The 26,350-nt window shown below is 61.0% G+C and carries 27 protein-coding genes; all 27 read right to left on the bottom strand.

The window, feature by feature from the left end; translation table 11 throughout:
- Nucleotides 1–21 precede the first annotated feature (21 nt).
- Nucleotides 22–1,119, bottom strand: a complete 1,098-nt coding sequence (locus FN060_RS12455; protein WP_142588282.1) for a flagellar hook-associated family protein — start codon at nt 1,117–1,119, stop codon at nt 22–24.
- A 2-nt stretch (nt 1,120–1,121) separates the two neighbouring features.
- Complete coding sequence (gene flgK, locus FN060_RS12450; RefSeq protein WP_142588281.1) at nt 1,122–2,588, bottom strand: flagellar hook-associated protein FlgK; 1,467 nt, start codon at nt 2,586–2,588, stop codon at nt 1,122–1,124.
- Nucleotides 2,589–2,617: 29 nt separating this feature from the next.
- On the bottom strand, nt 2,618–4,171 hold the full coding sequence (locus tag FN060_RS12445; RefSeq protein WP_142588280.1) for a flagellar hook protein FlgE: 1,554 nt from the start codon (nt 4,169–4,171) through the stop codon (nt 2,618–2,620).
- Nucleotides 4,172–4,274: 103 nt separating this feature from the next.
- Nucleotides 4,275–4,946 carry a response regulator transcription factor gene (locus FN060_RS12440; RefSeq protein WP_142588279.1) on the bottom strand — a complete coding sequence of 224 codons (672 nt, stop codon included), beginning with the start codon at nt 4,944–4,946 and terminating at the stop codon, nt 4,275–4,277.
- 282 nt (nt 4,947–5,228) lie between these two features.
- Nucleotides 5,229–5,804: a transglycosylase SLT domain-containing protein gene (locus FN060_RS12435; RefSeq protein WP_142588278.1), complete on the bottom strand. Its 576-nt coding sequence runs from the start codon at nt 5,802–5,804 to the stop codon at nt 5,229–5,231.
- The gene (fliK, locus tag FN060_RS12430; RefSeq protein ID WP_142588277.1) at nt 5,734–7,131 is read right to left on the bottom strand and encodes a flagellar hook-length control protein FliK; all 1,398 of its coding nucleotides are present in this window, start codon (nt 7,129–7,131) and stop codon (nt 5,734–5,736) included. The genes FN060_RS12435 and fliK overlap by 71 nt, the downstream gene beginning before the upstream one ends.
- The gene (gene motC, locus FN060_RS12425) at nt 7,128–8,402 is read right to left on the bottom strand and encodes a chemotaxis protein MotC (RefSeq protein ID WP_142588276.1); all 1,275 of its coding nucleotides are present in this window, start codon (nt 8,400–8,402) and stop codon (nt 7,128–7,130) included. The genes fliK and motC overlap by 4 nt, the downstream gene beginning before the upstream one ends.
- Nucleotides 8,403–8,413: 11 nt before the next feature.
- The gene (locus tag FN060_RS12420; protein WP_142588275.1) at nt 8,414–9,697 is read right to left on the bottom strand and encodes a MotB family protein; all 1,284 of its coding nucleotides are present in this window, start codon (nt 9,695–9,697) and stop codon (nt 8,414–8,416) included.
- Nucleotides 9,694–10,332, bottom strand: a complete 639-nt coding sequence (locus FN060_RS12415; RefSeq protein WP_142588274.1) for a FliH/SctL family protein — start codon at nt 10,330–10,332, stop codon at nt 9,694–9,696. Before FN060_RS12415 ends, FN060_RS12420 begins: the two co-directional genes overlap by 4 nt.
- 204 nt (nt 10,333–10,536) lie before the next feature.
- On the bottom strand, nt 10,537–11,820 hold the full coding sequence (locus tag FN060_RS12410; RefSeq protein ID WP_142588273.1) for a flagellin N-terminal helical domain-containing protein: 1,284 nt from the start codon (nt 11,818–11,820) through the stop codon (nt 10,537–10,539).
- A gap of 297 nt (nt 11,821–12,117) precedes the next feature.
- Nucleotides 12,118–13,329 carry a flagellin N-terminal helical domain-containing protein gene (locus tag FN060_RS12405; RefSeq protein ID WP_142588272.1) on the bottom strand — a complete coding sequence of 404 codons (1,212 nt, stop codon included), beginning with the start codon at nt 13,327–13,329 and terminating at the stop codon, nt 12,118–12,120.
- Nucleotides 13,330–13,558: 229 nt separating this feature from the next.
- Nucleotides 13,559–14,734 (bottom strand): flagellin N-terminal helical domain-containing protein, encoded by a 1,176-nt coding sequence (locus tag FN060_RS12400; RefSeq protein ID WP_142588271.1) that lies wholly within the window; start codon nt 14,732–14,734, stop codon nt 13,559–13,561.
- 308 nt (nt 14,735–15,042) lie between these two features.
- Nucleotides 15,043–16,218 carry a flagellin N-terminal helical domain-containing protein gene (locus tag FN060_RS12395; RefSeq protein ID WP_142588270.1) on the bottom strand — a complete coding sequence of 392 codons (1,176 nt, stop codon included), beginning with the start codon at nt 16,216–16,218 and terminating at the stop codon, nt 15,043–15,045.
- 227 nt (nt 16,219–16,445) lie between these two features.
- Nucleotides 16,446–17,183, bottom strand: a complete 738-nt coding sequence (gene fliP / locus FN060_RS12390; protein ID WP_052636954.1) for a flagellar type III secretion system pore protein FliP — start codon at nt 17,181–17,183, stop codon at nt 16,446–16,448.
- Nucleotides 17,184–17,292: 109 nt separating this feature from the next.
- On the bottom strand, nt 17,293–17,790 hold the full coding sequence (locus FN060_RS12385) for a flagellar basal body-associated FliL family protein (RefSeq protein ID WP_142588269.1): 498 nt from the start codon (nt 17,788–17,790) through the stop codon (nt 17,293–17,295).
- A 26-nt stretch (nt 17,791–17,816) separates the two neighbouring features.
- On the bottom strand, nt 17,817–18,536 hold the full coding sequence (gene flgH, locus FN060_RS12380) for a flagellar basal body L-ring protein FlgH (protein ID WP_142588268.1): 720 nt from the start codon (nt 18,534–18,536) through the stop codon (nt 17,817–17,819).
- Nucleotides 18,533–19,066 carry a MotE family protein gene (locus FN060_RS12375; RefSeq protein WP_244665766.1) on the bottom strand — a complete coding sequence of 178 codons (534 nt, stop codon included), beginning with the start codon at nt 19,064–19,066 and terminating at the stop codon, nt 18,533–18,535. Before FN060_RS12375 ends, flgH begins: the two co-directional genes overlap by 4 nt.
- Nucleotides 19,063–20,187 carry a flagellar basal body P-ring protein FlgI gene (locus FN060_RS12370; RefSeq protein WP_142588267.1) on the bottom strand — a complete coding sequence of 375 codons (1,125 nt, stop codon included), beginning with the start codon at nt 20,185–20,187 and terminating at the stop codon, nt 19,063–19,065. The genes FN060_RS12375 and FN060_RS12370 overlap by 4 nt, the downstream gene beginning before the upstream one ends.
- On the bottom strand, nt 20,184–20,666 hold the full coding sequence (flgA, locus tag FN060_RS12365) for a flagellar basal body P-ring formation chaperone FlgA (RefSeq protein WP_142588266.1): 483 nt from the start codon (nt 20,664–20,666) through the stop codon (nt 20,184–20,186). The genes FN060_RS12370 and flgA overlap by 4 nt, the downstream gene beginning before the upstream one ends.
- Before the next feature lie 18 nt (nt 20,667–20,684).
- The gene (gene flgG, locus FN060_RS12360; RefSeq protein ID WP_142588265.1) at nt 20,685–21,473 is read right to left on the bottom strand and encodes a flagellar basal-body rod protein FlgG; all 789 of its coding nucleotides are present in this window, start codon (nt 21,471–21,473) and stop codon (nt 20,685–20,687) included.
- Between the two features lie 18 nt (nt 21,474–21,491).
- Entirely contained in the window at nt 21,492–21,821 is a 330-nt protein-coding gene (gene fliE / locus FN060_RS12355) for a flagellar hook-basal body complex protein FliE (RefSeq protein WP_142588264.1), read from the bottom strand.
- Complete coding sequence (gene flgC / locus FN060_RS12350; protein WP_142588263.1) at nt 21,818–22,237, bottom strand: flagellar basal body rod protein FlgC; 420 nt, start codon at nt 22,235–22,237, stop codon at nt 21,818–21,820. The genes fliE and flgC overlap by 4 nt, the downstream gene beginning before the upstream one ends.
- A 3-nt stretch (nt 22,238–22,240) precedes the next feature.
- The gene (gene flgB / locus FN060_RS12345; RefSeq protein ID WP_077549068.1) at nt 22,241–22,627 is read right to left on the bottom strand and encodes a flagellar basal body rod protein FlgB; all 387 of its coding nucleotides are present in this window, start codon (nt 22,625–22,627) and stop codon (nt 22,241–22,243) included.
- Between the two features lie 52 nt (nt 22,628–22,679).
- Nucleotides 22,680–23,252, bottom strand: a complete 573-nt coding sequence (locus tag FN060_RS12340) for a flagellar protein (RefSeq protein ID WP_142588262.1) — start codon at nt 23,250–23,252, stop codon at nt 22,680–22,682.
- A gap of 3 nt (nt 23,253–23,255) precedes the next feature.
- Nucleotides 23,256–24,653, bottom strand: coding sequence for a flagellar protein export ATPase FliI (gene fliI, locus FN060_RS12335; protein WP_244665765.1), 1,398 nt, complete (start codon nt 24,651–24,653; stop codon nt 23,256–23,258).
- 13 nt (nt 24,654–24,666) lie between these two features.
- A complete protein-coding gene (flgF, locus tag FN060_RS12330) occupies nt 24,667–25,401 on the bottom strand; it encodes a flagellar basal-body rod protein FlgF (RefSeq protein ID WP_077549065.1) in 735 nt (244 codons plus the stop codon).
- A gap of 1 nt (nt 25,402) precedes the next feature.
- Nucleotides 25,403–26,179, bottom strand: a complete 777-nt coding sequence (locus tag FN060_RS12325; RefSeq protein ID WP_077549064.1) for a DUF1217 domain-containing protein — start codon at nt 26,177–26,179, stop codon at nt 25,403–25,405.
- Nucleotides 26,180–26,350: the final 171 nt, after the last annotated feature.

Genomic DNA, 26,350 nt, shown 5'->3' with positions numbered 1-26,350 from the left:
CATTTTCACCTGTTTCCTCAATCATCTGAGGAAGTTGACCAGACTTAACTGCTGCAGACGTGCGGTCAGCGTATAGGCTGTCTCCACCAGCGCCTCGAGACCCTTGACCCGGGTTGACGCCTCGTAGGCATCGACGGATTCCAGGTCATTGAGATGTACTTCGATGATCTTCTGCTGTGCCTCGAGCGTCTCGTCGGCCTTCTTCACCCGTTCCGCGGAAAGACCGAGGCGGGCCCGCTCACCGGTGAGGCTCGACATCGCTTGGCCGATATAGGCCTGGGCGCGGGTGGTCACGACGCTGCGGGCCTCATCCGAAATGTCGTTCGTGAGAAACTCCATCGAAATCAGGGAGGTCAAGACGAACTTCCGCATGCCTTCTGTGTTAGAGTTGGTCGAGGTCTCGACGATCTCGCTCTGCGTGATGCGGCTCTTCATGTTCTCGTCGGACGCGTTAGAGACGTAAGCCGCCCAGAAGTCGGTACCAACAGTCGCGATGTCGTGGGGCGGGTCCGTCAGCGGTGAGCTGCCGTCGAACTTCGATTCCATAAGATCCAGGAAGTCCGACATGTCCTGCTCGCTCATGTCGCTTCGCGACGCGATCGCATTGTCCGTCAGAAACTTCGCCAATTCGGCGTCGAAAGCGACCTGTACCGCAGAACCCTGCGCCGCGACGTTCTCGAACGGCTTGATGTCGGAGTTGATGCCAGCAAACAGGTATTCACCGTTCACCGACGTATTGGCGAAGCTGGCAAATGTGTCCAACGCCGACTGAATGGACGTGCGTGCGACGCTAAGGTTTGTAGAATCGCTGCTGCCGCCGATGCCGATGAGGGAATCGAGAATCTTTTGGCCAAGGCCAGACATCTTCGACAGCGCCTCTTCCGAGGATTCCAGCCGCTGGGTGGCGAGAGAGTTGGTGGTGAGCATCGACTTGATGCGCAGCACGTCGCGGGTGAGATCGAGGCTTCGTGACGTGGTAGCCCCAAGTGCAACACCGACGTCGGCGTGCCGGCCGGTCGTCACTTCCTGCTGCGCGGCGACCATGTCCTGCTGCGCCTTGGCGACCGCGTACCGCATCGTCGTCTGGATACTGAGCGATGAAATGAACGAAGTCTTCATGATCAGCTCGCCGCCTCGAGCAATGCCTGCATCATCGTATCGACCGTCGACATCAGTTTTGCCGCTGCCTTGTAGGACTGCTCGATGTCGAGCAGCAGTGACAGCTCCTCATCGAGGCTCACGCCGGTTTCGCTGGAATAGGCATCGGTTGCACGGCTGAGCATTGCCAGCTTGTTCTCCGTGGCCGACGTTGCCGTGCTGCGCAGCATCTCGAGCCAGCCGATGGAATCTGCAGCGAAGGATTGCAGATCGAGCTTGCCGCCGACCTGGGTGCTTGCAGCAAAGTCGATCCTCACTTCGAAGGCATCATCGTACTTGTTGAGCAGATCCGAAAAGCCGGTCGAAGCCGTGGTGTTGACGATATAGTTCACGCCGTTGATGCCGCCGTCGCGGATCAGCATCGGATTCCCGGACGGGGGGATGACCAGCGGGTTGACCTTGATGCGGGCCGCCAACCCCGGCTCGACGGTGTTGTCGGCCGGCATCGTGCCGATATCCCAGGTGAAGAGGCCCGGTAAGGTCGGCAGCGCAGGCGCGGTGGCCGGATCCGGGTCCGTTTCGGCAAATGCAACGATCAGTCCACGGGCGATCTCGTCCATCTGGCCCTGGTAGACGGGAACGACATCGTCACGCAGTTGCAGCAGCGCCTGGAGAGAGCCCTTGGCGCTTGTCTCAGGACCGACACCCGCCTTGACCGCCACGCCATCGATATAGACGCCGTTGCCAGTCGTGGTGGCGCCGTAGGCGACGGTCGGTGCGAAGGTGACGGGCCGCGGAACAGTTTCAAACAGAACCGTGCCCTCTGTCGTGTAGAGAACCAGGTCATTGTTCTCGCGCGACAGCGTTGTGATGCCGACGATCTCCGCGATCTGCTTCAGGAGTGTTTCGCGCTCGTCAAGGGCGTCGTTCGGATTGGCGCCGACCGCCGTCTCCTGCTTTACCCGATTGTTGGCGATCTCGAACTGCGCCAGCAGCTTGTTGAGCTCCTCGACGCCCTGCTTGATGTCGTCGTCGGCGCGCTTGCGAATGGCCTGCAACTGATCGGACGCAGTGTTGAGCGAATTGGCGAGATCAACGGCCGTCGAGATGACCGTTGCACCAACAGTCGTTTCGCTCGGCTTGCTTGCCCAGGTCTGAAGATTGTTGCGCAGATTAGCGATTATCGCGGAGGGCGACGTCTCATAGTCGTTGCCGCCCATCAGAGACTTCACCTCTTCCAGGCCGGAAAGCAGGATCTGCTGACCGCTGTAGAGGGAGGAGCTTTCGATGGTCTGCCGGTAGAGCGCCTGGTTCTGGGAGCGCTCGATGGCAACGACGAGAGAACCATTGCCCCCTGTCGTCAGCACCGCGGATCGCCGGACGTAGTTGGCGTTCTGCGCGTTCGCAATGTTCTTCGATGCGACGCCGGTCTGAATGCCGGTGTTGTTGAAGATGGATTGCGCCGTTGAAAGTGCGGACGAAAGGGACATGGGTAGCTGCCTCTAGGAACTAGCTCCCGTCATCTTTTCAGATTGACGAGAACTTCCATCAGTTCGGAACCGGTCTGGAAGACCTTGGAATTGGCGGTGTAGTTGCGCTGGGACTCGATCATCGAGGTCAGCTCTTCGGCGATATCGACATTGGAGTCTTCCAGCGCGCCGGAAAGGATCGTGCCGTAGCTGCCGTTCGCGGCGTAGCCCATCACGATGACACCGGAGTCGTTGCTCTGGGAGTAGACATTGCCTGCAAGTGGCTTCAACTGGTCGGGACTCTGCACGTCCGCCATGGCGATGCGGTACTTCGGCTCCAGCTTGCCGTTGGAATATTTCAGGTAGACGATGCCGTCCTCGCTGATCTCGTGCCCGACCACATCGCTTGCCGCGTTACCATCAATCTTGCCGTTGCCGACCTTGAAGTCGGAGGACAACTGGGTTGACCCACTGATGTCGATCGTCAGGCCGTTGAAGACAGCGCCGCCCAGGACCATTCCTTGAGTCGTCACCGAGGCGGGACCTACGATCTGTCCGTTGACGTCGAACTCGATGGTCGGCACGTTGCCGACGCCGTCCGAAGGCGCGGAGACCGTGGTGGTGCCCGCAACGCTCGTGACACCGGTAAGGTTGATCGCGATGGCTCCGAGGGTTCCGGCGGTCGTCGTGAGGGGCGAGCCGGTCAGAAGTGCGCCGGCGCCGTCGAAGGTCAAGCTCGACGTACCGAGGGAGGTCGTTCCGGTGGCGCCCTGGAAGACCTCCAGATCCCAACCCGTGGCAGTCTTGACATATTCGTAACGCAGCGTGTGCGCAGCGCCCGTACTATCATAGGCGATCTCGGTCGTTTGGAAGGTCGTACCGTCTGCGGCGGCCGAGTCGAGGTTGCCGGTAGCGGCCACGGTCGCGGTCGGCGTAAAGGGCTGGCTGAGAATGGACGTGCCCTCGTAGCTTACGTCGACGGTCCAGGTATTGTCTGCAGCCTTGGTGTAGAGGAAGTCGAGAAGGCGCGTGTTGCCCTGTGAATCGTAAGCGACCAGCGAGGTGGTCTTCTGGTAGCCGACAGCCTCCTTGGAGGGCAGGTTCACGTCCAGGATACCAGTCTGCGAAGCCGTGGCGTTCAGCGAACCCGACGACAGGTTGATCTCGGTCAGGCCGTCGAAGCCGTTGACGACAATCGTCGGATCGTCGGTCGAGGAGTACTGATAGCCCATCAGCGTGAAGCCGGCGGCGTTCTGCAGCGTTCCGTCGGACATGCCGGTGAAATTGCCGGCGCGAGTGAGATACTCGATGCCGTCGGAGCCCTGGACGATGAAGAAGCCACGTCCGTTGATGGCGAGGTCCGTCGACGACGTGGTGTAGGTGAACGTGCCCTGGGAGGAGATGGAATAGCGGACGTTCGTGGTGACGCCGCCAGAGTTATAGGCACCCTCACTGGAAGGGAGGATCAGCGATGAGAACTGGGTGGACGCCTTCTTGTAGCCAGCGGTCGAGGCATTGGCGATGTTGTCGCCCACCGTGCTCAGCCGGTTTGCCTGCGCGTTCATGCCGGACACACCGGTTCTCATGGTTCCGTAGAGGCTCATATCCAATCCTCGTTATAGCTTTATTGTCCGGGAGAGTAGGTGGTGGGCCTTGCGTGAAGCTGTCTGAATTCCGCTTCATCCAGGGGAGCGGAATTCCTCTGCGTCAGCTCCAGTCGATGCAGTAGCCAAGGAAGCGCTTCGAATCGATCGGATCGGTCCCGAGCTTCTTGCGCAGCTTCTTGCGCAGCTTGCTGATGTGGCTTTCGACCACGTTCTCTTCGACTTCTTCGTCGAAGATGCCGTAGATCGCGTTGAAGATCTGGGTCTTGGAGACGCGCCGGCCGCGGTTGGCGACTAGGTATTCGAGAATCCGTCGCTCCCGGCGCGGCAAGGGGAAGGTCTCGCCGGCGATCTCCGGATCACGACCGTCGGAGAACACCCGGATTTGGCCGACGTCAGTGTGGTTGGCGATTGCCTTCAGCCGGCGCCGGATCGCCGCCGCACGCGCTAGAATCTCGCGGGGATGGACCGGCTTGCGCACGACGTCGTCAACACCGCTGTCGAACAGAGCAAGCGTAGCATCGAGCGACGGCTGGTCACTCACGGCGATGACCGGCGCCTGGGAGCGGTCGCGGATGGTCCGCGGCAGCTCGAGCATGCAGTCCCCCTGGCCGATCAGGAATGCCTCCACGGCATGCAGATCGCCGTCGGCTGCTGTGTTCACCCACTCGGTGAACTCTGCCGGATCGAAGCCTGTCGAGGGAATGCCCTCGCGTCCAAAAAGAGAAGTGTAGCCATTTTTTACGAGCTCGCGCTCGTCAACCACTACGATCATTCGTCCGCCTCCGAATCAGTTGTGGTGTTTCGATGAGGCTATGGGTACGAATCGCGGGAATCGGGCACAAGCTGCAGGAAGTTAACCAAACAAATTAATAGTTGATTAACCATTGGCTGCCGATTTGCACTATATGTAGTATGTATACCGGACATCTCGTACAATTTTTCTTGTGCGAAATTAACACTTGGTCGCTTCGGGGCTTGCATCGCTTAATTTTGCCCCAAAACGGCCACAGGTCAGATTGCGAGTCGCGGGACCCGTATCTGCAGCCTGAGGTTGCTAATCCGCGCAGAACGTCGAGGCGTTGGGTGTCCATTTCCCGTAGCCGGTGGCGACCAAATTGCTGATCACCCGGCAGACATATTTCTTCTGCGCGGGATCATTGTTCGGTCCAGCATGGTAACGGGCTACCGCCATAGTCCATGTCTCGTGGCGGCTGTGGAGGTTGCGAAGAAATTTCGCGGCGTACTCCACGTTGCGTCTGGGCTCGAACATCTCCCGTGCGGATGAGAAGTTCTCTCCGTGGAAGTGGTGATTGATCTGCATGCATCCGATGTCGATCAGCTTCCGCCCCTCACGCCGCGCGGTATCGAACACAGCAAGCGCTTCCTGCGTCGAGGCAGGGTAATACGCCTTGCCCTCGACGTTCATCGCATAGGCGTAGAGACTTCCCTTCCGCCCCGTTTCGGTGAGGCCGACGGAGTAGAGGATGCCCTCGGGAACGCCGTATTTGGCAGCTGCGGCCTGGATCTCCCGTTCGCAGGCACCGCCCGAGGCGAGTGCGTCAGAGGTAAAGCTGGCCGTTGCGAGTACCGACAGGATCGGCAGAAGCAGCCTTTTCAGTGACCAGTTCATTCCCGTCCGCCCTTCCGTTCATCTCGCTATCGAAACCGGGCCTCTGCTGTTCCCGGTTCTGCGCACCGCCATTTCGTTCCCCGCTCCCGGCCATCTGCTGGCCGGTTGCGGCGTTCTGCTGTCCCTTCTGCTGCTCGGCGTCAGCCGTGGACGAGATGTTGATGGTCACCTGATCGACAGAGAATCCGTGGGCCTTCAGCGAATCTAGCATGCCCTTGCTGTCCTCGCTCAACTGCCGATACGCCGCGCGCGTTTCCACCGTGAGATGAACGTGAAGCTCCTCCCCGATCAGCCTCAGCGTGGCAGTTACCGTGCCGAGGTCATGGGGGGTCATCTGCAATTTCAGCATCTGCACCGCCGAGCCTGTAGCCCCGCCGCCAACTGTGTCAGTGCCAACTGCGCGCGAATGCATTGCTGACGACCATCCCGTGTCGCCGGTCATGGCTGCGAGCAGCGAGGTGCTGTTGGAGCTGGGCGCGAGCCCGAGGAACCGTCGGGATTCGACGATGGAAATGTTCTCGATCGATGCAGCCTTGCCCTTGCTCTCTGCCGCCGTGTCCGAAAGATTTGCGGCACGCGTCAGTTCAGCAGCAACGCCACCCCCCTTGGCGTCGGAAAAGCGGAAGCTGCGTGCCGGCTGTACCGCGCTGTCCAATTCCGTCGTAGGCATCTCCAGCGTCTCACCCTGGGGACCCGCGGTTCGGCGGAGACTTTCCGAATTCGCCTCGCCGCGCCTCATAGCCTCCGATTCAGACTTGCGCCCTCCCCCTGCTTGCGTTTCGCGGCTTGCACCGTGAGCAGACCAGGCTTGGGCCGGCCCGCCGAGAATGTTCAGGAGGTCGGACGTGCCCTGGGGGTCGCCGGTGCCGGAAGCGGCGCCTTTTGGCGAGGCTTCATCTGCATCCGCCGCTTCGGCCTCGTCTGTCGCGTCTCTTCCAACCACATTCGATGATTGCCCGTGCTTCGCAGCCAGATTTTTGACGGCATCGGCATGCTTGGCCCCAAACCCGGCCTGCGAAATCGAACTCCGTTTGATGGGGTGGTCGTCCAGGCCATGGCGATTGACGTGCAAGAACTTTGCCGCAGGATTGACGACGGCTGCATCGGCATCGGGTTCGCCAGGGAGACCCTGCAGGTTGCTATTGCCGTGCGTCTCGCCCTCGGCTTCGGAACGAGCAGGGGCCTTGCCTTCGCCCGCCTTTTGTCCGTTCAACCGGGTCAGGGTACTGGAGAAGCCCGCCTCTCCATCTTCGGCCTTGCCCGATCGTCCCGATCCCTTGACTGCAGGCTCAGCCGTTGCCGCCTTGGAGAGAGCATCCAGCATCATCGCACTACACCTTCCTGTTTCAGAAGATCGTCGATCTCGCTCAATTTGGAGCGACCGGATTCGACAAAGGTCTGGATTTCGGGATCAATCTCGACGCTGCTCTCCAGTGGCGCAGGGAGCGCCACAACTGCAGGCCCGGGCTCTTCATATCCGGGAGACGCTTCCTCGGTTTCAGCGTCGGGTCGAGCCTCGACTTTGACGCCCGCATCTTGCGCGAGGCTTGCCGTTGTCGGCTTGCGCAGGACCTCGCCTGCAATCGCCTGCGCGGCAGCGCGCAGCGCCTGGTCACGCGGTGAGAGTTCCTCCTCCGGAATAGCAGCAAGATCCTCAATGGCAGTCCCGACATCCGATGTTGGAATGCTTGCGACGCCACGATACAGCCTCGCCAACACTTCCGGTCCGTCGGCAGCCATGCCTGCCAGAGCCGCAGCCTTGCCGGACGCCATGCGCGCCAGCTCACTCTTGCCATCGAGTGTCGCGCGACGGGCGATGCGCAGGAAGACCTCCCGACGGCGGTCGACATCCATGAATTCTACCGTCGCGTCGATGTCCCGCTCATCGATCTCGGGATGGTGCTCAACGACAAGCTGGACAAAGAAGTCGACGAACTGGCTGGCATAGGGCGAATGGACGAAACGGCGGGCGTATTTGCGGGAATATGCCAGGCCCTTGTCCACGAGGTCGGCATCGACCGCGATGGCAACGGAACGCCGCAGCGCTGCTTCTTCTATGATCGTGCCCGGCGCTCCCAGTCGAGCGATGTCGTAGTATTCCAAAGCGCCGACCGGATTTTCCGGAACCGTGACATTGCCACTGACGAGCGCAACATAGGGGCCGATCGCTTGGTCACGGTACTCGATCGCCATGTCGCCCAGGCTCTTGGCAACGAGTGTTCCCTTCCCCCCCAGATACTTACGCAAGGCATCTGCGACACGACTGTCGAAGTTTCCCGAGAGGTCGCGCTCCACGAGGTATTCCAGCGTAGCTGGATTGCCGCCGCTCATCGCATAGATCAAGGCGGCATCGACGTTGCGCGGATCATCGAAGGTTGACGTATCCGCGGCCCGAAACGCCGCGTCGATCTTGTTGAGCATGAAGCGCTGCATCTCGCCGGCTGAATGATCGCCGAGGGCGACCGTGTCCTGCACGAACTGCAACGAGCGGAGCATGATGTACGGGGCGAGTTCGGGCGCCTCCTGCGCGCTGACAGGGCGCGCCGGTTGCCCCCCGAGGAGGAGGGCCGCTGCGAGTGCTGCCGAACGAAACACCATCCGGGGCATGGCTATCCCTCGTCAGCCTGCAACAGGATCTCGATGCGCCGGTTTGCAGCGGCCAGCGGATCCTCCGGCACCTGCAGCCGCCGATCCGCATAGCCGGAAACCTGCTGCACACGGTCTTCCTTCAGGCCGCCGCGGACGAGCATGTAATAGGCACTGTGCGCGCGGGCCATGGAAAGCCGCCAGTTGTCGTTCTCGCCGCTCTGGAACTGCCGGCCATCCGTATGGCCGCGCACCAGGATGGCGCCCTTTCGCTCCTGCAGGATCTTGCCGATTTTCTCCATCGCGAGGACCATTTCGCGGCGCGGAACCGCTGACCCGATGTTGAACATTGGATCGGCAGCCTGATCCGAGATCGTCACCAGCAACCCACCTTCTGCGGGAGTGACCACCAAGCCCTCGGCGAGCTTTCCGGCGACGCCGTCTATCTGCTTCGCGATCTCCTGACGCAGAGCATCGGCCTCGGAGGTTCGCTCCGCTGCGCCGTCTGCCGGCGCGTCGGCGACCTCCTCCACCTTGTCCACGCCCGCCAGGGCCTCACTCTTGTCGGTTGCCTTTTCTGGCTTCTCGTTGGTCTCGGGCTTGCTGGCGGTCTCGGGCAGATCCGTGTTCTGGCGCGGTTGGGGCATGGCAAGCGCCACCTCGTCCTCCGCCGAGAGCTCACCGTCGGTCGCGGTAGACGATCGCGCTTCCTGCTGTTGCTCGGGACTGGTGACCTGAACCTGCTGGGTCCAGAAATCCGGATCGAATGGATCGCGATAGGCCTCGCCGCCGTCCGCGCCCGTGGCAGGACCGGAATCGGCCGCGCCCCCCTCGCCCTTGGCGCTGATGTTCGCCTGCTGGCCAACTTCCTGGGCAATTTCGGCCAGTACCGAGTAGGGATTCTCGAAGTAGTCGGCCTCGGAGTAGTGAGTCTCGTCGCCGGATGTCGAGGTCATGTCCTCGCCGGTTGCCGCGGCCGAGCCTATGGTACTGCCCTCCGCCTTGACCTTCGAGCGCTCGGTCTGTTCCTGACCCTCCGCCTGGTCGACGGGCTTTTCAATGCCTTTCTCGGCAGGCGTCTCGTCTGATAGCTTGATCGGATTGAAGTAGCTCGCCATCGAGGCCTTCGTTTCCTCATTGGCCGCATTCACGAGCCACATCACGAGGAAGAATGCCATCATCGCCGTCATGAAGTCTGCATAGGCAATCTTCCAGGCGCCGCCATGGGCGCCGTCGTGGTCGCCGCGATGCTTCTTGACGATAATGATCTCGTTCTTGCCGTGGTGATGGTTCTCTGCTTCGCTCATGCAAGAAGCTCCTTCACCCGGGCCGACCAGGCGGAGAGCCGCGTCACCAGTGCCGGATCACCAAGGTCGGCAGAGACGTCGAGATCGCTCGCCTCAACATGACGGAGGACGGAAGGCAGGCCGTCACCGAGCGCTTCGGACAGCTTCATGCGCAGATGCTCCGGCCCACGTACCGTGACCGTCGCCACATCGCCTTCCAGCACCGCCGCCCTGATGAGATCCGCCATGTCCGCGATGGCCTTGTCGGTCAGCGCCTCTTGAACCAGGGGTGCAAGTACCTTGGCAGTCTGGTCGCTTATCGCCTCGGCCACCGTTATGGCGATCTGACCGAGCTTTGATTGGACGAGCTCCACGATTTCGTTCTCGTAGCGAGCTTTCAATGCCGCCATTTCAGCCTCCTGGGCCGCCAGGAGAGCCTGACGTTCCTCGGCCCATTTCGCCTGAAGCTCCTGCGTGGCTGCTTCATATCCGCTGGCATGGGCTTCGGCGCGCTCGGCCTCGAGATCGACAGGCTCTTCGACAACCGCACCCGATCCCGAGAAGCCGCCGAAATCAAAGTCGCCACTCGCCTCCGGAGGGGGTGGCGGCGGCACTTCGCCGAAATCCTTCAGAAAACGGGCAATCGAGGCTGTCATTGCTGCTGGAACCTGCTCATCTGTCCTGTCCAGGCTAGTACATGCAGGGCAACAAAGGGTTACCGCCAGCACTAGCCGATTGCGCCGTACCATCCACAGGGAAGCCCGGCATCTGGCAACAGGCTAGAATTCCAAGCTTGTGCGAGGATGAAGGTAGACGGCGATGTTGGCCGCGGATGCCCCACGGCCACCGCCATCGCCAGGTTACTGCCTGAAGAGGGTCAGGATGTTCTCGGCATTGGTGTTGGCGATGGACAGCGACTGGATGCCGAGCTGCTGCTGCGTCTGCAGCGCCTTCAACCGTGTCGATTCCTCGTTCATGTCCGCATCGACCAGGCGGCCGATGCCCTTGTCGATCACATCGATCAGGGAGGCAATAAAGTCCTCCTGCAGGTCGATGCGGCTCTGGATGGAGCCAAGGCTGGACGCGGCGCTCGTCATAGCCAGGAGTTGCCGGTCAACGAAACTCATCATGATGTCGAGGACATCGCTGTCCTCGGTAATCGAACCCGGCACCTTTGCATTCAAGGCGGTGCGCAAGTCCCCGAGCTTGGTGATATCCAACGTGACGACGGAAACGTCTACCTTGCGATTATCCAGGTTGTTGCCGGCAGCGACGACATAGAAGAAATTGTTGGTCCCGTCGTTGTGAACCGGCACGGTGAACGCCGGCCCAACGGCCGAATCGGTGGTCGTTGCTTCGACCCAGACATCGTCAGTCACCTTGAAGTAGGATCCGCCGCCTGCCGTGTAAATGGATGGGTCGGCGTTGGTATCCCCACCAAGCGCTGCGAGATCTGCATCCTTATAGGTGGTCACTGCGAACTTTGCGTTCGTCACCAAGCCTGCCCCGTCGTTAGTCGACGCCGTGACCGCCATCTCGCCTTTGGCTACATAGGCCAAGTCCTGATCGAGAATACCCAGTTTGCCGCCACTGGTGTCGAAAAGGACCGTCGTGGAATTCATGGGGTAGTCGACAGTGGTAACCGCAACCTCGCCGGAAGGGCCGCGGGTGAAGGCTGAAACCACCTCCTTCAGAAGCGTCCTCTCGACCGCCGGGCTTCCGCCGTCGCTGATCACGCCCTGGATCCAGTTCTCGCCGGAGAAGCTCGCCGATTCCGAGATGCTGCGCAATTGCTCCTGCAACTGCGTGATCTCTTCCTGGATCTTGGAGCGGTCTACGCCGACGCCGTAGGCCGCAACAAGCTTCGACTTGATCTCCTGGACGGTCGCGATCGCACTGTCCATGGCCTCATAGGCGGTATCGACCTTGGCCGCGCCGAGGCCGAGCGCATCCTGAACGGTCGACAGGGTACCATTGTCGGAGCGCATGGTCGTCGCAATCGACCAGTATGCAGCGTTATCTTCGGCCGTCTCGACGCGCAGTCCTGTCGAAACGCGCGCCTGCGTCGTTTCGAGATCCCGGTCGATCGACCGGAGCGTCTGGAGCGCCGCCATAGCAGCAACGTTCGTAAGGATACTGGTCATTGCCCCTGCCTCTGTCTCGAATGCCGATGTGCATCAGGAAGACGACAGGAAGGGCTTCATGCTCGGCCGCCGGTTCCCGTCATGGGCGGGCGGTCTGTCGTTCGTTAACAAATCGTTAACGCGGACAGTTAACAGTCGAGCCTTGCCCGTGGCAAGCGTCGAAATGCTTGGCTTTGCCCTGCGGCAGGCTTCACGCAAGCTACGGAAACGCGAAAACCGCGCCCCTTCCGAGGCGCGGCTTCCATCATGACTTTCAATCCGCAGGGCGGGACGAAGATGCCCCTAGCCGGGCTCCGCTTACTGGCGGAAGAGAGTCAGGATGTTTTCGGAGGCGGTGTTGGCGATGGAGAGCGACTGGATGGCCAGCTGCTGCTGCGTCTGGAGAGCCTTGAGACGTGTGGACTCCTCGTTCATGTCGGCATCGACCAGTCGCCCGATACCGGAGTCGATGGAGTCGGTGAGGGCCGCGATGAAGTCCTCCTGCATGCCAATACGCATGGCGATGGAACCAAGGTCGGCGCTGACGCTGATTGCCGCCTCGAGCGCCACATCCACGGCCTGCACCATGACATCCAGTTCGGCATTGGTAAGGGTTGTGATGTCCAGCAAATCGATCGATTGCGGTGCGACGATATTCGTCTGCGGTGCACCCGTCAGGCCGGTGTCGACACCCCATTTGGTCGTGCCGTCATCATAGATGACTTCCTGGCCCGTGGCCAACACGTCGATTGCGCGCACCCAGTGACCATCCACCTTTACGTAGTCGCCGTTGTAATCGACCCCGCCCGGCGGAACAATGTAACCGGTGACATTGGCAGAATCGCCAGCGAAGACGGCTCCCGCTCCGATCAAACCGTCGATCGAGTAAACGCCGACCGTATGTTCCGATAGGGTACCATTGATGTTGACCTGAAGGGTGACGGCCGACTGCGAGACGTTGAACTGCTTGTCCAGAATGCCGGTGTTCCCTCCCGTGTCGAAGAGGACATTGGTGGCCGACAGCGTATAGTTGACCTTCTGCACCGAAACGGCTCCCGTCTCGTCGCGAACGAAGGAGGCGACGACGTTCTTCTGGAGAGCTGCACCGCCGGCAGTCAGATCCGCCTGCAGCCAGTTCTCACCGGAGAAGGAAGCCGCCGAAGCGATCGAGGTCAACTGATCCTTCAGCTGATCGATCTCCTCCTGGATCTTGCTGCGATCGACGCCCTCTTCCGTGGCGGCGACGACCTTCGCCTTGATCTCCTTCATCACTTCAACCACGGTTTCCATCGCGGCATAAGCGGTATCGACCTTTGCTGCGCCGAGACCCAGGGCATCCTGAACGGCGGAGAGGGCCATGTTGTCGGACCGCATGGTCGTGGCGATCGACCAGTAGGCGGCATTGTCGGAAGCGGTGCCGACGCGAAGACCGGACGAAACGCGCGCCTGGGTCTCTTCCATCTTGGCATCGATCGAGCGGAGAGTCTGGAGTGCAGCCATTGCTGCAACGTTGGTAAGAATGCTCGTCATTGTGGTTGCCCCTTTATTGGCTAGATGAGGGACATCCCGGATAGGCCGGGAACGATGGTATGGCTTGATGCCGTTAACCGCTTCTTCGTCTAGGTTAACCCATCGTTACGATGGTTGCAGTTAAGCCGGGCATGGTTAACAAACCTTAAACGGAGTTCACAAAGTTTAACGAAACAGAAAAAAGGCCGCCCCCGAGGGGACGGCCTTCCAAGTGTGAGCTGCTCGAAGATTAACGGAACAGCGTGAGGATGACTTCCGAAGCCGAGTTGGCGATCGAGAGCGACTGTATTGCCAGCTGCTGCTGCGTCTGCAGAGCCTTCAGACGGGTTGACTCTTCGTTCATGTCGGCATCAACCAAGCGGCCGATACCGGAGTCGATCGACTCGCTCAGCTTCTTGACGAACTCTTCCTGCATGTCGATGCGCATGCCGATCGAACCGAGGTCGGCGGCAGCACTCGTCATGTCGGTGAGGGCCGCGTCAACCGCGGAGATCATCACGTCGAGCTGGGCGTTGGTCAGCGTGGCGAGGTCGAGGGTCGCAACCGACTGAGTGGCAACGGCCGTCGTCGGAACAGCACCGGTGTCTACGCCCCACTTGGTCGTGCCGTCGTCATAGACGACTTCCTGGCCGGTGGTGCCGACGTCAACTGCGGCCACCCAGGTGCCGTTGACCTTGACGTAATCACCGGCGAGAGCACCCGTCGAGTTCGCATAGTCGCCGGTAAAAGTCGCCCCGTCGGCGATCAGGTCATCAACGGAATAGGCACCAACCGTGAACTCGGTCTCGGTACCGTTCATGTTGACCTTCAGCGTCGTGCTTGCCTGCGAGACGTTGTAGGTCTTGTCGAGGATGCCGGTGTTGCCTCCGGTATCGAACAGAACGTTGCTGGTCGAGAGCGTGTAGTTCACCTTCTTGACCGAGACGGCGTTGTTGTCATCGCGGACGAAGGATGCAACGACGCTCTTCTGAAGAGCGATACCACCGGCCGTGAGGTCGGCCTCGAGCCAGTTCTCGCCGGAGAATGCAGCGGCGGAGGCGATGGACGTCAGCTGATCCTTCAGCTGGTCGAGTTCTTCCTGGATCTTCGTGCGATCGACGCCGTCCTCGGTTGCGGCAACGAGCTTGGCCTTGATTTCCTTGACGACTTCGATGGCCGATTCCATACCGGCATAAGCGGTATCGACCTTGGCGGCACCGAGGCCGAGAGCGTCGGAAACAGCCGAAAGAGCCATGTTGTCAGAACGCATGGTCGTTGCGATCGACCAGTAGGCGGCATTGTCAGCGGCTTCGCCGACACGCAGACCGGAGGATACGCGTGCCTGGGTCTCTTCCATGCTGGAAGAAATTCCGCGCAGGGTCGAGAGCGCAGCCATGGCTGCGACGTTAGTCAGAATGCTAGTCATTTATGGGTGCCCCTTGAATGGCTGATTTTGGGAAGGGACATTCCGGACTGTACCGGGAGAAGGCGCACAGCGTCATGCTTGCTAACCTGTTAATTTTCAAGGTTAACTCGCCGTCTCGATGAGGCTAGCTAACGCCGGTTTGGTTAATGAAGAGCTAAACGGAGCAGCCAAAGAGGCACAGCCGGAGATTTTATTTTGCAGCCTTTGCGTGCGCGCGCGTGCCACAAGATGCTTAAAAAAAGATAAAGCCGCACCTGTTGCCAGGTGCGGCTGAATGTACCGGCTGTAAAGCCGATGGTCGTATCCGATTAACGGAAGAGCGACAGGACGTTCTGCGAGTCGGAGTTGGCGATCGAGAGAGCCTGGATTGCCAGCTGCTGCTGCGTCTGCAGAGCCTTCAGACGGGTCGACTCTTCGTTCATGTCGGCATCAACCAGGCGGCCGATACCAGCGTCGATCGACTCGCTCAGCTTCTTGACGAACTCTTCCTGCATGTCGATGCGCATACCGATCGAACCGAGGTCGGCGGCAGCACTCGTCATGTCGCTCAGAGCCGCGTCAACCGCGGAGATCATCACGTCGAGCTGGGCAGTGGTCAGCGATGCCAGGTCGAGGGTCGCGATGGACTGAGTGGCAACGGCCGTCGTCGGAACAGCACCGGTGTCTACGCCCCACTTGGTCGTGCCGTCGTCATAGACGACTTCCTGGCCGGTGGTGCCGACGTCAACTGCGGCAACCCAGTTGCCGTTGACCTTCACGTAATCACCAGCGAGAGCACCCGTGGAGTTGGCATAGTCGCCATCAAAGGTCGCCCCGTCCGCGATCAGGTCATCAACGGAATAGGCACCAACCGTGAACTCGGTCTCGGTACCGTTCATGTTGACCTTCAGAGTCACGCTGGCCTGCGAGACGTTGTAGGTCTTGTCGAGGATACCGGTGTTGCCGCCGTCATCGAACAGAACGGTCGTCGAGTCGAGCGTGTAGTTCACCTTCTTGACAGAGACATTGCCCTGGTCGTCGCGAACGAAGGAGGCCACGACGTTCTTCTGGATCGTGCCGCCTGCGCCGGTGAGGTCGGCTTGGAGCCAGTTCTCGCCGGAGAAGGATGCAGCAGAGGAGATCGCCGTCAGCTGGTCCTTCAGCTGCGAAATCTCTTCCTGGATCTTGGACTTGTCGACGCCGTCCTCGGTTGCGGCAACGAGCTTGGCCTTGATTTCCTTCACGACTTCGATGGCCGATTCCATACCGGCATAAGCGGTATCGACCTTGGCGGCACCGAGGCCCAGAGCGTCGGAAACCGACGACAGAGCCATGTTGTCAGAACGCATGGTCGTAGCAATCGACCAGTAGGCCGCGTTATCGGAAGCCGAACCGACGCGCAGACCGGAGGAGATACGCGCCTGGGTGTCTTCCATGTTGGAAGAGATGTTACGCAGCGTTGCAAGAGCTGCCATTGCATTGGTGTTGGTCAGAACACTCGACATAATGTTTGTCCCTTTGACAAAATACTATTGGGGGACATACCGGATCGGTTTCCCTTCCGGTCACGACAGCCCGGCGTCATGCCACTCGGTGCCGCATCTTTGGCTACCAAACCCGTCGTGTGAGGCAAAGGTCGCACGCCAATTCTTGCCAACATCTTAAATCCGAGCGCCACTCAGGTCGGCAGTCGGCTCATGGTAAACGGGGGGTAAGGAGGCGTGGTTAACGGTCAGCCGAACGATCGGACCAGGCTGCCGACCAGCAGGTTCCAGCCGTCGATCAAGACGAAGAAGAGGATCTTGAACGGCAGCGAGATCGAGGTCGGGGGCAGCATCATCATGCCCATGGCCATGGTGATGGCGGCAACGACCATGTCGATCACGAGGAATGGCAGGATGATCAGGAAGCCGATCTCGAAGCCGCGCCGGATTTCCGACAGCATGAATGCCGGGATGAGAACCCGGTAATCGATTGCCTCGGCCGTACCGACGGTCTGGTTCCGCTCCCTCGCCAGATCGACGAAGAGCGCCAGATCCTTGTCGCGCGTGTTGACGCTCATGAAGGCGCGGAAGGGCTCCGCGATCCTCTGCACCGCCTCGGCCTCCTGTATCTGGTTTTCCAGAAGCGGCTGGACTCCCTCGTTCCAGGCCCGATCGAAGGTCGGTGCCATGACGTAGAAGGTCATGAACAGCGCCATGGAGATCAAGATGAGGTTGGACGGCGCAGTGGCAAGTCCCATGCCGGAGCGGAGGATCGAGAAGGCGATGACGAAGCGCGGAAAGCTGGTCACCATGATGAGGATGCCTGGCGCGACCGAGAGGACGGTCAGAAGACCGAACGTCCTTATGATCCAGGCCGCAGCGGAGCCGTCGACGGGCAGGTTCAGAAGGTCGGCGGGCGACTGCTGTGCCAAGGCAAGTCCCGGAATCGCCATCATGGCTATGAGCAGGAGGATCAGCCGAATCATGCGATCACGAAGGTTCTGGACATCAACCTTCGATAGCCATCGCAGGTGATCGCGGTCAACCAGGCGCGCAGGTCATCCCCTGTTATCGGCAAGGCATGACGGCAGGGGTCTATTCGATTACCAGGGTACGGAACATCACCCTCGACACCTTTCCCTTCGAACGCAACGCGACGCGCTCCTGAAGGTCGTCCCGCAGGTACTGGAAACCGCGCGGACCCTCAATCTGCTGCAGGGAGACCGTCCGTACATAGGCGAGGATGTCCTGGTGGATATCCTCCGCAAGGGGGAGTTCCGGCGGGCCGTTGAAGGCAAGCGCGACTTCGAGACGAATCCAGTTTTCCGAAGGATAGGCGAGGTTGGTCGTTATCGGGTCGAGGAGGACTATGCCGTTTGCCTCGGTCGCGATCTTCGGAATACCCTCTTCCTTGGGGTTCTTATCGCCTTCCGGCGCTGCGGCTTCCTCGACGCCCGGAACAGGTGGCGCGATCATCCCGCCCAATACCCAGCCGCCACCGGCACCAAGCAGAGTCAGAATTGCAACACCGCCGATCAGCAGCAGAAGCGACTTCTTCTTGTTGGCACCGTCTGCGCCCTGTGATTCGTCCATTGTCGTGTCCCGTGCTCAGGTCACCCTCAGAAGGGCGAGTAGAGATCCACCACCTGCTGGCCAATCGGCGGCTGTTGTACTTCCATCAGGCGACCGCGGCCGCCGTAGGAGATGCGCGCCTCGGCGATGCGCTCGTAGGAGATCGTGTTGTCGGCATTGACATCCTGCGGACGGACGATGCCGGCGACGTTCAGGATGCGGATTTCGTGATTCACCCGCACTTCCTGCGATCCGCTGATCAACAGGTTGCCGTTCTCCAGGATGCCGGTCACGACGGCGGCGACGAGCAGCTTCAACTTCTCGGAACGCTCCGTTGAGCCCTTGCCCTGGGAGCTCGAACTGGAATCGGTGCCCATGTCGCCCGATGTACCCGTGTCCGTGCTGAAGCCGAGGAAGTTCGAGACCTGGGCGCCCCACTGCAGATTGGTGCCGTTCGTGCGGCTGCGTTCGGTTTCGTTGTCGAACGAGGCTCTATCGTTGATCTGGATGTCGACGGTGAGGATATCGCCAACGTTGAGGGCGCGGGCATCCTTGAAGAGCGCGGACTGCGAGTCGCTCCATAGCGAGTAGCCATTGGAGAGCTGGCGCGGCTGTTTCGGATAGGACGCCATCTGCGGCGCGGAAGCGTATTGCAGGCCGCTGCCGATTGGGCTCATGGAAGGCGCATTGCCGATTTCCTTGATGGTCTGGCTCTGGCATCCCGCGAGCAGGAGGACGGCCATGAGGGCTGGGGCGCGCTTCTTCATGAGGGTTCTTTCGAGGTATTTGGGTCGGATGCGCTGGCGATGATCGTGGCGATCACTCCCGCCTTCTGGGGATCCATTTCGCTGAGGACGAGCCCCGACTGGCGCGGCGGAAGCTTCATGATGATGGCAGCCGCCACTTCGATGTTCATTTCTTCGAGCTGCGGCGCGGCGGCATCGGCCTTCATCGTCTTGAAGATTTCGACGAGGCCTGCCTCGGCACGAACGAGGAAATCGTTGCGACGCTTCAGCCAGTCCTCGTACTCCGCCTTACGGCTTTCGAGAACGGCGATCCGGGCGTCGACGTCGGACTGCAGCTTTTCCAGCTCCTGCTTCTGCAATAGGTAGCGCTGATCCCTGGCGGCATCGGCAATGTTGGTGCAGAACTGCCTGATCTCGTCCTGGGTGGAGTTCGTGAGCGATGGAGCAGGCTCCTGCGCATTCACCTGCGGGACCGCCAGCAGTACCACGCCTACCAGAAGAAGGTGACGAAGGGAGGTGCGACGGCCACCAGGGTCCATTTCCTCGGTCATTGCAGGACAAGCTCCGCTTGAAGGGCTCCGGCAGACTTGATGCCCTGCAGGATGGCAATGATCCCGTCGGGCTTGACGCCGATATTGTTAAGGCCGGCGACCAGCGTACGGAGATCGGGACCATCGAGGATGGCGACCGGGCCGCCTTCCTTCATCGCCATGATGTCCGTTTCCGGCTGGACCGCAGTTACGCCCCGGGAGAAAGGCTCCGGCTGAATGACCTGCGGCGTCTCTGTTACCTGGACGGTGAGCGTTCCATAGCTCACGGCCACGCGCGAAACCCTGACATCGGCGCCGATGACGATGGTGCCGGTGCGCTCGTTGATGACGACCTTGGCCGGCGTATCGGTCTGGACCACCAGATTCTCGACTTCGGCCATTAGACGGGTAAGGTCGGCGGCCTTCGGCTTTTGGATGATGACTTCCTGCGAATCGCGCGCCTCCGCGATGGGACCTCCGTAACGCTGACCCGCGAAGACGTTCACCGCGTCGGCCATGCGGACGGCTGTGGAGAAATCCGGATTGCGCAATTGCAGCACCAGGTTGACCGCATCCTTGAAACGCGAGGGCAGTTCGCGTTCGATGATTGCCCCATTGGGGACGCGACCAGCCGTGGTGACGCCTTCCGTCAGCGTCGCCGCATCTCCCTGGGCGGAGAATCCCGATACGATGACGGCACCCTGTGCCACGGCATAGATCTGGCCGTCGGCACCGGAGAGCGACGTCATCACCAGCGTCCCGCCGCGCAGCGAGGTCGCGTCGCCCAGCGAGCTGACACTCACATCGAGGCGGCTGCCCGGGCTTGCGAAGGGCGGCAGGTTCGCGGTGACCATCACCGCTGCGACGTTCTTCGCATTGGACTGGCCGCCCTGGGTGGAAATGCCGAGATTTTGCAGCATCGCCCGCATGGACTGGTCGGTGAAGGGCGAACTGCGAAGGCTGTCTCCGCTACCTTGCAGACCGACGACCAGACCATAGCCGATCAACTGGTTGTCGCGGCCAGACTGTAGCGAGGCGATGTCCTTGATGCGGGCGGCGTCCGCCATGGCCGATGGCGCAACAGCGGAGAGTGCCGCCGCCGCCGTCAGAACCAGTGCCAGTATCCAGCGAGCGTGTTTCATCGCGCCATCACCTGTATCGTCCCGTCACCCATTACCGTGCCGCTCACGATGACGCCGGAATCCGTATTTCGCACGCGAATGAGATCTCCGATGGAGGCGTCCTGGAGAGGCATGCCGGCCGCCGAGATCGTCATGTTGCCGATGCTGAAGGAAAGACGTACCGACGAGCCGCGGCGCACTGCATAGGGCGCCCGCAGCCCGGAGAGAGCGATGGTGCGGCCTGGCAGCAGTGTTCGCGTGCTGACCATGCCGCTGACTTCCTCGACCGTGCGGGCAAAGCCATCGGCGAGGTTCGGGTTGGTCACGTCGACCTCTTCCACCGCGGCGACCGAAATCTCCTCGCCGGGATAGATGATCTGCTTCGGCACCACGGCGGTGCCCATGTTCGCGGCGGCAGCAGCTGTCATCCCCAACAGCAAGGCGGCAGCCCACGGGAAGACCTTCCCGTTGATGATCCTCATCCTGCGGCGAAACATCATGTCTGCCCTTCCCGCTGCTTACTTCAGGTTCTTGCTGACGATGGAAGCCATCTCATCTGCCGTGGTGATCACCTTGGAGTTCATCTCATAGGCGCGTTGCGCCGAGATGAGGTCGGTGATCTCCTTCACCGCATCGACGTTGGAGGCTTCCAGATAGCCCTGCTTCACGTAACCGAAGCCCGGATCCTCCGGGACGGCAACGATTGGCTCGCCCGACGCCGGGGTCTGGGCGAACAGGTTGTCGCCCAGCGGCTGCAGTCCTGCCTCGTTCACGAAGTTGGCGATGGTAAGCTGGCCGATTTCCTGGAACTCGGTCGCATTCCCTATGCGGACGCTCACCTGGCCGGTCCGGCTGATGACCGTCTCGCTGACGTCCGGCGGAAAGACGATGCCCGGAACTACCGTATAGCCGTCGATGGTGACGAGCTGTCCCTCAGCATTGGTGTTGAAGGCGCCGGCCCGCGTGTACATCGTCGTACCGTCCGGCGTCTCGATCTGGAACCAGCCGCGGCCGACCAGCGAGAGGTCCAGGCTGTTCTCGGTGTGCGTCAGCTGCCCCTGCGTATGAATGTTGCGCACGGCCGCCGTCTGGACGCCAAGTCCGATATTGGCGCCTTCCGGCACGATCGCCTGGTTGGCGCGGTTCGGCACGCCCTGGGCACGCTCGGTCTGGTAAAGGAGGTCAGAGAACTCGGCACGCGCGCGCTTGTAGCCGGTCGTGTTGATGTTGGCGATGTTGTTGGCGATGACCTCGAGATTGGTCTGCTGGGCATCCATGCCCGTCGCCGCGACGGAAAGCGCTCTCATGTCCGGGTCTCCGTTCCGTTAGATCGACATCTTGGTGATTTCGAGATACGCATTCACGATCTTGTCGCGCAGCGCGATCGCCGTGTTCAGCGACTGCTGGGCCTGCAGGACGGCGTCCACCACCTCACGGGTATTGGCCTTACCCTGAATCCCCTCGAAGGATTTCACTTCGGCGAACTTCAGGCTGTTCATGGTGTCGGTCGCCATGCCGCCGAGGACGCTGGCGAAGTTCATGCCGGCATTCTCGCCGGGGACGAGCGTGCCATTGAGGGAGGAACTCGTCTCGACCAGTTCCTTCAGGTTCCGGGTCGGCGACAGGGAGCTTATCTGGGTAATGCTATCGATCATTGTCCGCTCTTGAGAAGGTCTATGGTCGCGGCGATGAGTTCCCGCGTCTGTTTGATGGTCTGCAGATTTGCGTCGTAGGTCCTGTTGGCCTCGCGCATGTCCGCCATTTCGATCAGCATGTTGACGTTCGGCAGCTTCACCATGCCGCGTTCGTCGGCCGCCGGATGGTTGGGGTCGTATTCCTCGATGAAACTTGAGGCGTCCGTGCCGAGCTTCTTCACGCGCACCAGTTCGACCTCGGCAGCGCGGTCCATCTCGGCGCCGAAGGTGATCGTCTTGCGCCGATACGGATCGGCGCCGGGCGTGTCCCCTGTGGAGCGTGCGTTGGCGATGTTTTCGGAAACGATGCGCAGGCGTGTCGCCTGGGCCTCAAGGCCGGAGCCTGCGATCTTGGAAGCGGCTGAAAGCGGATCCATTGCTTACCTTCTTACCGTCATGAGCATCATGCTATGAAAAGACTTCACGAGGCTCGTGCTGAGCTCGTATTGGCGCTTGATCTCTCCCGTCTTGGAAAGTTCCTCGGCGAGCGCCACGGTATTGCCGGACTCCTGCAGGCCGATTTCGTTGTTCAGCTCGTTGTCGCTGACTTCGATGTCCTGGCCGTACTGGCTCGCCGCCAGATGTCCGGGATGCGTCCGGACCATGCTGACCTGGGTCTGGTCCAGCACTGCGTTGAACGGAGTGATGTCCTTTGCGCGGAACTGGGGCGTGTTGGCATTCGCGATGTTGGTCGCCACAACCTCCTGACGGACCGAAAGCCATTCAGCCTGCCGGGATGCGAGCGCGAATAGTTGGATCGGTTGCATAGGCTTCTCCATCGTTCTGTCAGGAGACTATGCAGGTAATCTTGCGTGGGACTTACGGACGCCCCGTGCCTTGATCCTCGTAGACTTCGCCGGAGGACGTGACGATTGCCCACTTGCCGTCGCGCTGCTCGATTCGCGCGAGCTTGCTGTTGTCGGGGAGGATTGATCCCACCCGCACCATGTACATGCCGGCGCCGTCTTCAATCAGTGCACGGCCATTGGTGACGTGCAGCAAGCGGAAGGAACTCTTTCCCGGGAAGGGCTGGATCTCGCGCAGCCTGCCGCGCTCTTCCTCCTCGCCCAGCGCCGATGTCGTTGCGGTGGTCAGGCTATCTGCAGGCTCAGGTGCCGGCGCCGCTTCGTCATCATCGGAATTATCGACCATAGCCAGAGGCGAGACGCTCATAACATTGCGCGGCTGCCCCGGGGGGAGATCGCGTGTATGCTCGAAGCTCGGGGTGCGGATCCCGAACTTGTCCTCATTAAAGAAGACGTACCAGGGAAAGATCGCCGAGGCCGCGGCGAGCGCGATGCCCGTGGCCGTGAGGATCCGATCCCCCGTGCGAGGCGCATTCTTTTGGAGCCGGTGCAGGTCGTCAATCTCCGGCGTGTTACTTTCGACCATGCCTTACCCTCTCTGTCTCGCGGCCGGCGGCACCTGGCTGGCCGCGTTGCGAAGTGCTGTTGCGAGGTCGGCATAAGCGTCAGCGGAAGGCTGCTCGCCCGGCGTCTGCTTCAGGACTTCGTAAATGACCGGCACCTGCTTGATCGCCATGTCGAGATCCGGGTCACTACCGGGGCGATATCCGCCGATAAGGCGCAGGTCGCGCGTTTCCTCGTATCTGTGGATGAGCGCCTTCAGACGGGAAACGAGCTTCTCCTGGTCCGGCGTCCATGCCTTGCGTGCCAGACGGGAGATTGACGCAAGGGGATTGATTGGTGGATAGCGCCCCTCCTCCGCGAGGCTCCGATCCAGCACAAGATGGCCATCGAGGATGCCACGCGTCGAATCGGCAATGGGGTCATTGTGGTTGTCGCCATCCACGAGAATGGAGATGATCGCCGTAACGGTGCCCGCACCTTCGGCGCCCGGCCCTGCCCGTTCGAGTAGGCGCGGCAGTTCCGTGAAGACGGAAGCCGGATAGCCGCGCGCGATCGGCGGCTCGCCGGAAGCGACGGCGACCTCTCGGATCGCATGGGCAAAGCGGGTGACGCTGTCAACGATGAAGAGGACATTGTCCCCCTGGTCGCGGAAATGCTCGGCAATCGTCACGGCGACCAGCGGCGCCATCTTGCGCAGCATCGGGCTTTCGTCACTCGTCGCAACGACCGCGATCGCCTTTGCCATGTGCGCGCCCATCGTGTCCTCGATGAATTCGCGAACTTCTCGTCCTCGTTCGCCAACGAGCGCAATGACAACCTTGTCGAACGCGTCTGCACGAGCCAGCATCGACAGAAGCGTTGATTTGCCGACGCCCGAACCAGCAAAGACGCCTAGGCGCTGGCCAAGGCAGAGCGGGGAGAAGATATCAACAGCCCGAACGCCGGTCATGAACCCCTTCTCGACGCGGCTGCGGGTCATCGAAGGCGGCGCCGTATTGGAAATGGAGCGCTTGACGCGTCCCTTGACCAGTGGTCCGCGCCCGTCGATCGGGTCTCCCAGCGCGTTGATCGTGCGCCCGCACCAGCTGTCGTCCGGGGCGACCCGGAAAGCGCCCTTGCGGATCACCGTATCGCCAATGCCGATTGGCTCGCCGGGCTCGATCGGGCAGACGTAGACCACCTCCGGTTCGACGCGAACCACTTCGCCGAGGTGGATGCCGGTGGCGCTGCGGTGGGCCACAAACTCCCCGAGCCGAACATGCCGCGAGAGGCCCGCAACCGTATAATGACCGGCCGCAATCGTACGAACATGGCCTCCGTGCGCCACCGAATGGGCCGGACTGGCATAGCGTTCGGTGATTTCGGCGAGCTGCGCCAGCTTTCCGCCCGTGACTGCCTGCAGGATGGCCGCTTGGTCAAACATTGGCATTCAGTTCCTATCGGCCGCCGCCAAGTGTCTTGATGGCCTCGTCGAAGGAGGCTTCGGTGTCGCGCATCATTGCGGAGATCCCCTCGAAGGCGCGGTTCACCTGGATCAGCTGCGTCATCTCGCTGATGCCGTTGACGTTCGATCCCTCGATGTAACCCTGCACCACAGCGACGCTGAAGTTATCGACGACCGGCTGGGGCGCAGCCACGGGAATGACCCCGCTGTTGTCTGCCCGCAGGAACCCCTGGGAAAGGTCAGCGGTGAACAGGCCAAGCGTTGCGACCGGCTGGCCGTCCTGCGAGATGCGGCCATCGGCACCGACGGTCGGCGGGCCGCCATTGCGGTTGAGCTGGATCGGTGCGCCGCCGGCGTCCAGAACCGGGTGCCCCATGATCGACACGAGTTCACCGGTTTCGAGCATCGTGAAGCGGCCGTCCCTGGTTAGCACCTGCCCTGCGGGCGTATCGATCGTGAACCACGCATCACCCTTGATAGCAAAGTCGAGGGCATTGCCTGTCTGTTGCATCTGGCCCAGGCGCGTGGACAGATAATCGTTGCCCTGGGTGACGAATGCCACCTTGGCATTCAGTTCGTTACGGGTGCTGCTCAAGACCTCGTCGAATTTCACCTCGGTCGCGCGGAAGCCGACAGTGTTCATGTTGGCCATATTGTCGGCGATCGTGTTCAGACGGCGCTCGAGCGCGATCTGCGAGGAAATTCCGACGTATAGTCCGGACTGCATATCATTTGCCTCCGAGTTTCAGTGAATTGATCGAGATGAGAAGGTCAGTGGAGATGCCCTGAGTGGATGGGGCGAAGAGCGAAACGATGGAGACGGGATCGCTCGAATTTTCCATCTCCCACAGGGCCGCGAACCGCTCCAGCAGCTTCGATACCTTTGCGGGGTCCTGGAAGTCGGCAATGTCGATGGAGTCCTCGATGAATTCGGCCTGGCGGTCGACATCCATCGCAGCGATCTCGTCGGGCAACTGAAGGACGGTCCGGATCACCTCGACGAGTGCATCATCGGCCAGGATTTCCATGCCGGACTTTATGGAAGGGGCCATACGTTCGAAGTAGAGCGCCAGCCGCACGCCGGGATTGTCCGCTCCCGCCTCCTCCTCCAGCGTCTGGCGCTGGTATCGCTCTACCACGCCCTTCTGCGCCTTGTCGAAAGCGGTAGCCGCGGTGCCGTGCGCCTCGAAGTTGAAGGTCTCTGCAAGCGCCGCGTAACGGCTGTCGGCGAGCTTGCGCGCGAATGCCTCGCTGTCTGCCACGCCTTCGGTCAGTACCTTCCGGATGAAGGCCTTGGCATAGGCCATGTCCTCCAGGCCATGGGCCTTGAGGGCGTAGTTGTAGATGCGGCTGTCAGCCATGAAATCATCGACAGTTTTTATCTTGCCGATGTTGGCCAGGTAGTATTCGGTCTCGCGCGCCACATCCGGTTTCTCGGCCACGCGCGCCAGGGAGCTCGGCAAGTCCCTGCTGATCATTGCGTAGCTGGTATAAGTCGTGATCATCTCGGATCCCCCAGGCGCTGGTGAAACGGCCCTTTCGGACAATGCGCCCGATTCTGATGGCAAGCACTAGGATGGAAGACTTGTGCGAGGCTGTACCTCACCCCCGGAGCTCCAGACCGGTTTCTCTGACTGAACCAGCCTCACGCAAGCCAGAGGCCGTATCTCCACCGT

This window comes from Pseudorhizobium halotolerans, assembly GCF_902153235.2.
In the GTDB taxonomy this organism is placed as follows: Bacteria; Pseudomonadota; Alphaproteobacteria; order Rhizobiales; family Rhizobiaceae; genus Neorhizobium; species Neorhizobium flavum.
This window is presented reverse-complemented; position numbering and strand designations above follow the sequence as displayed.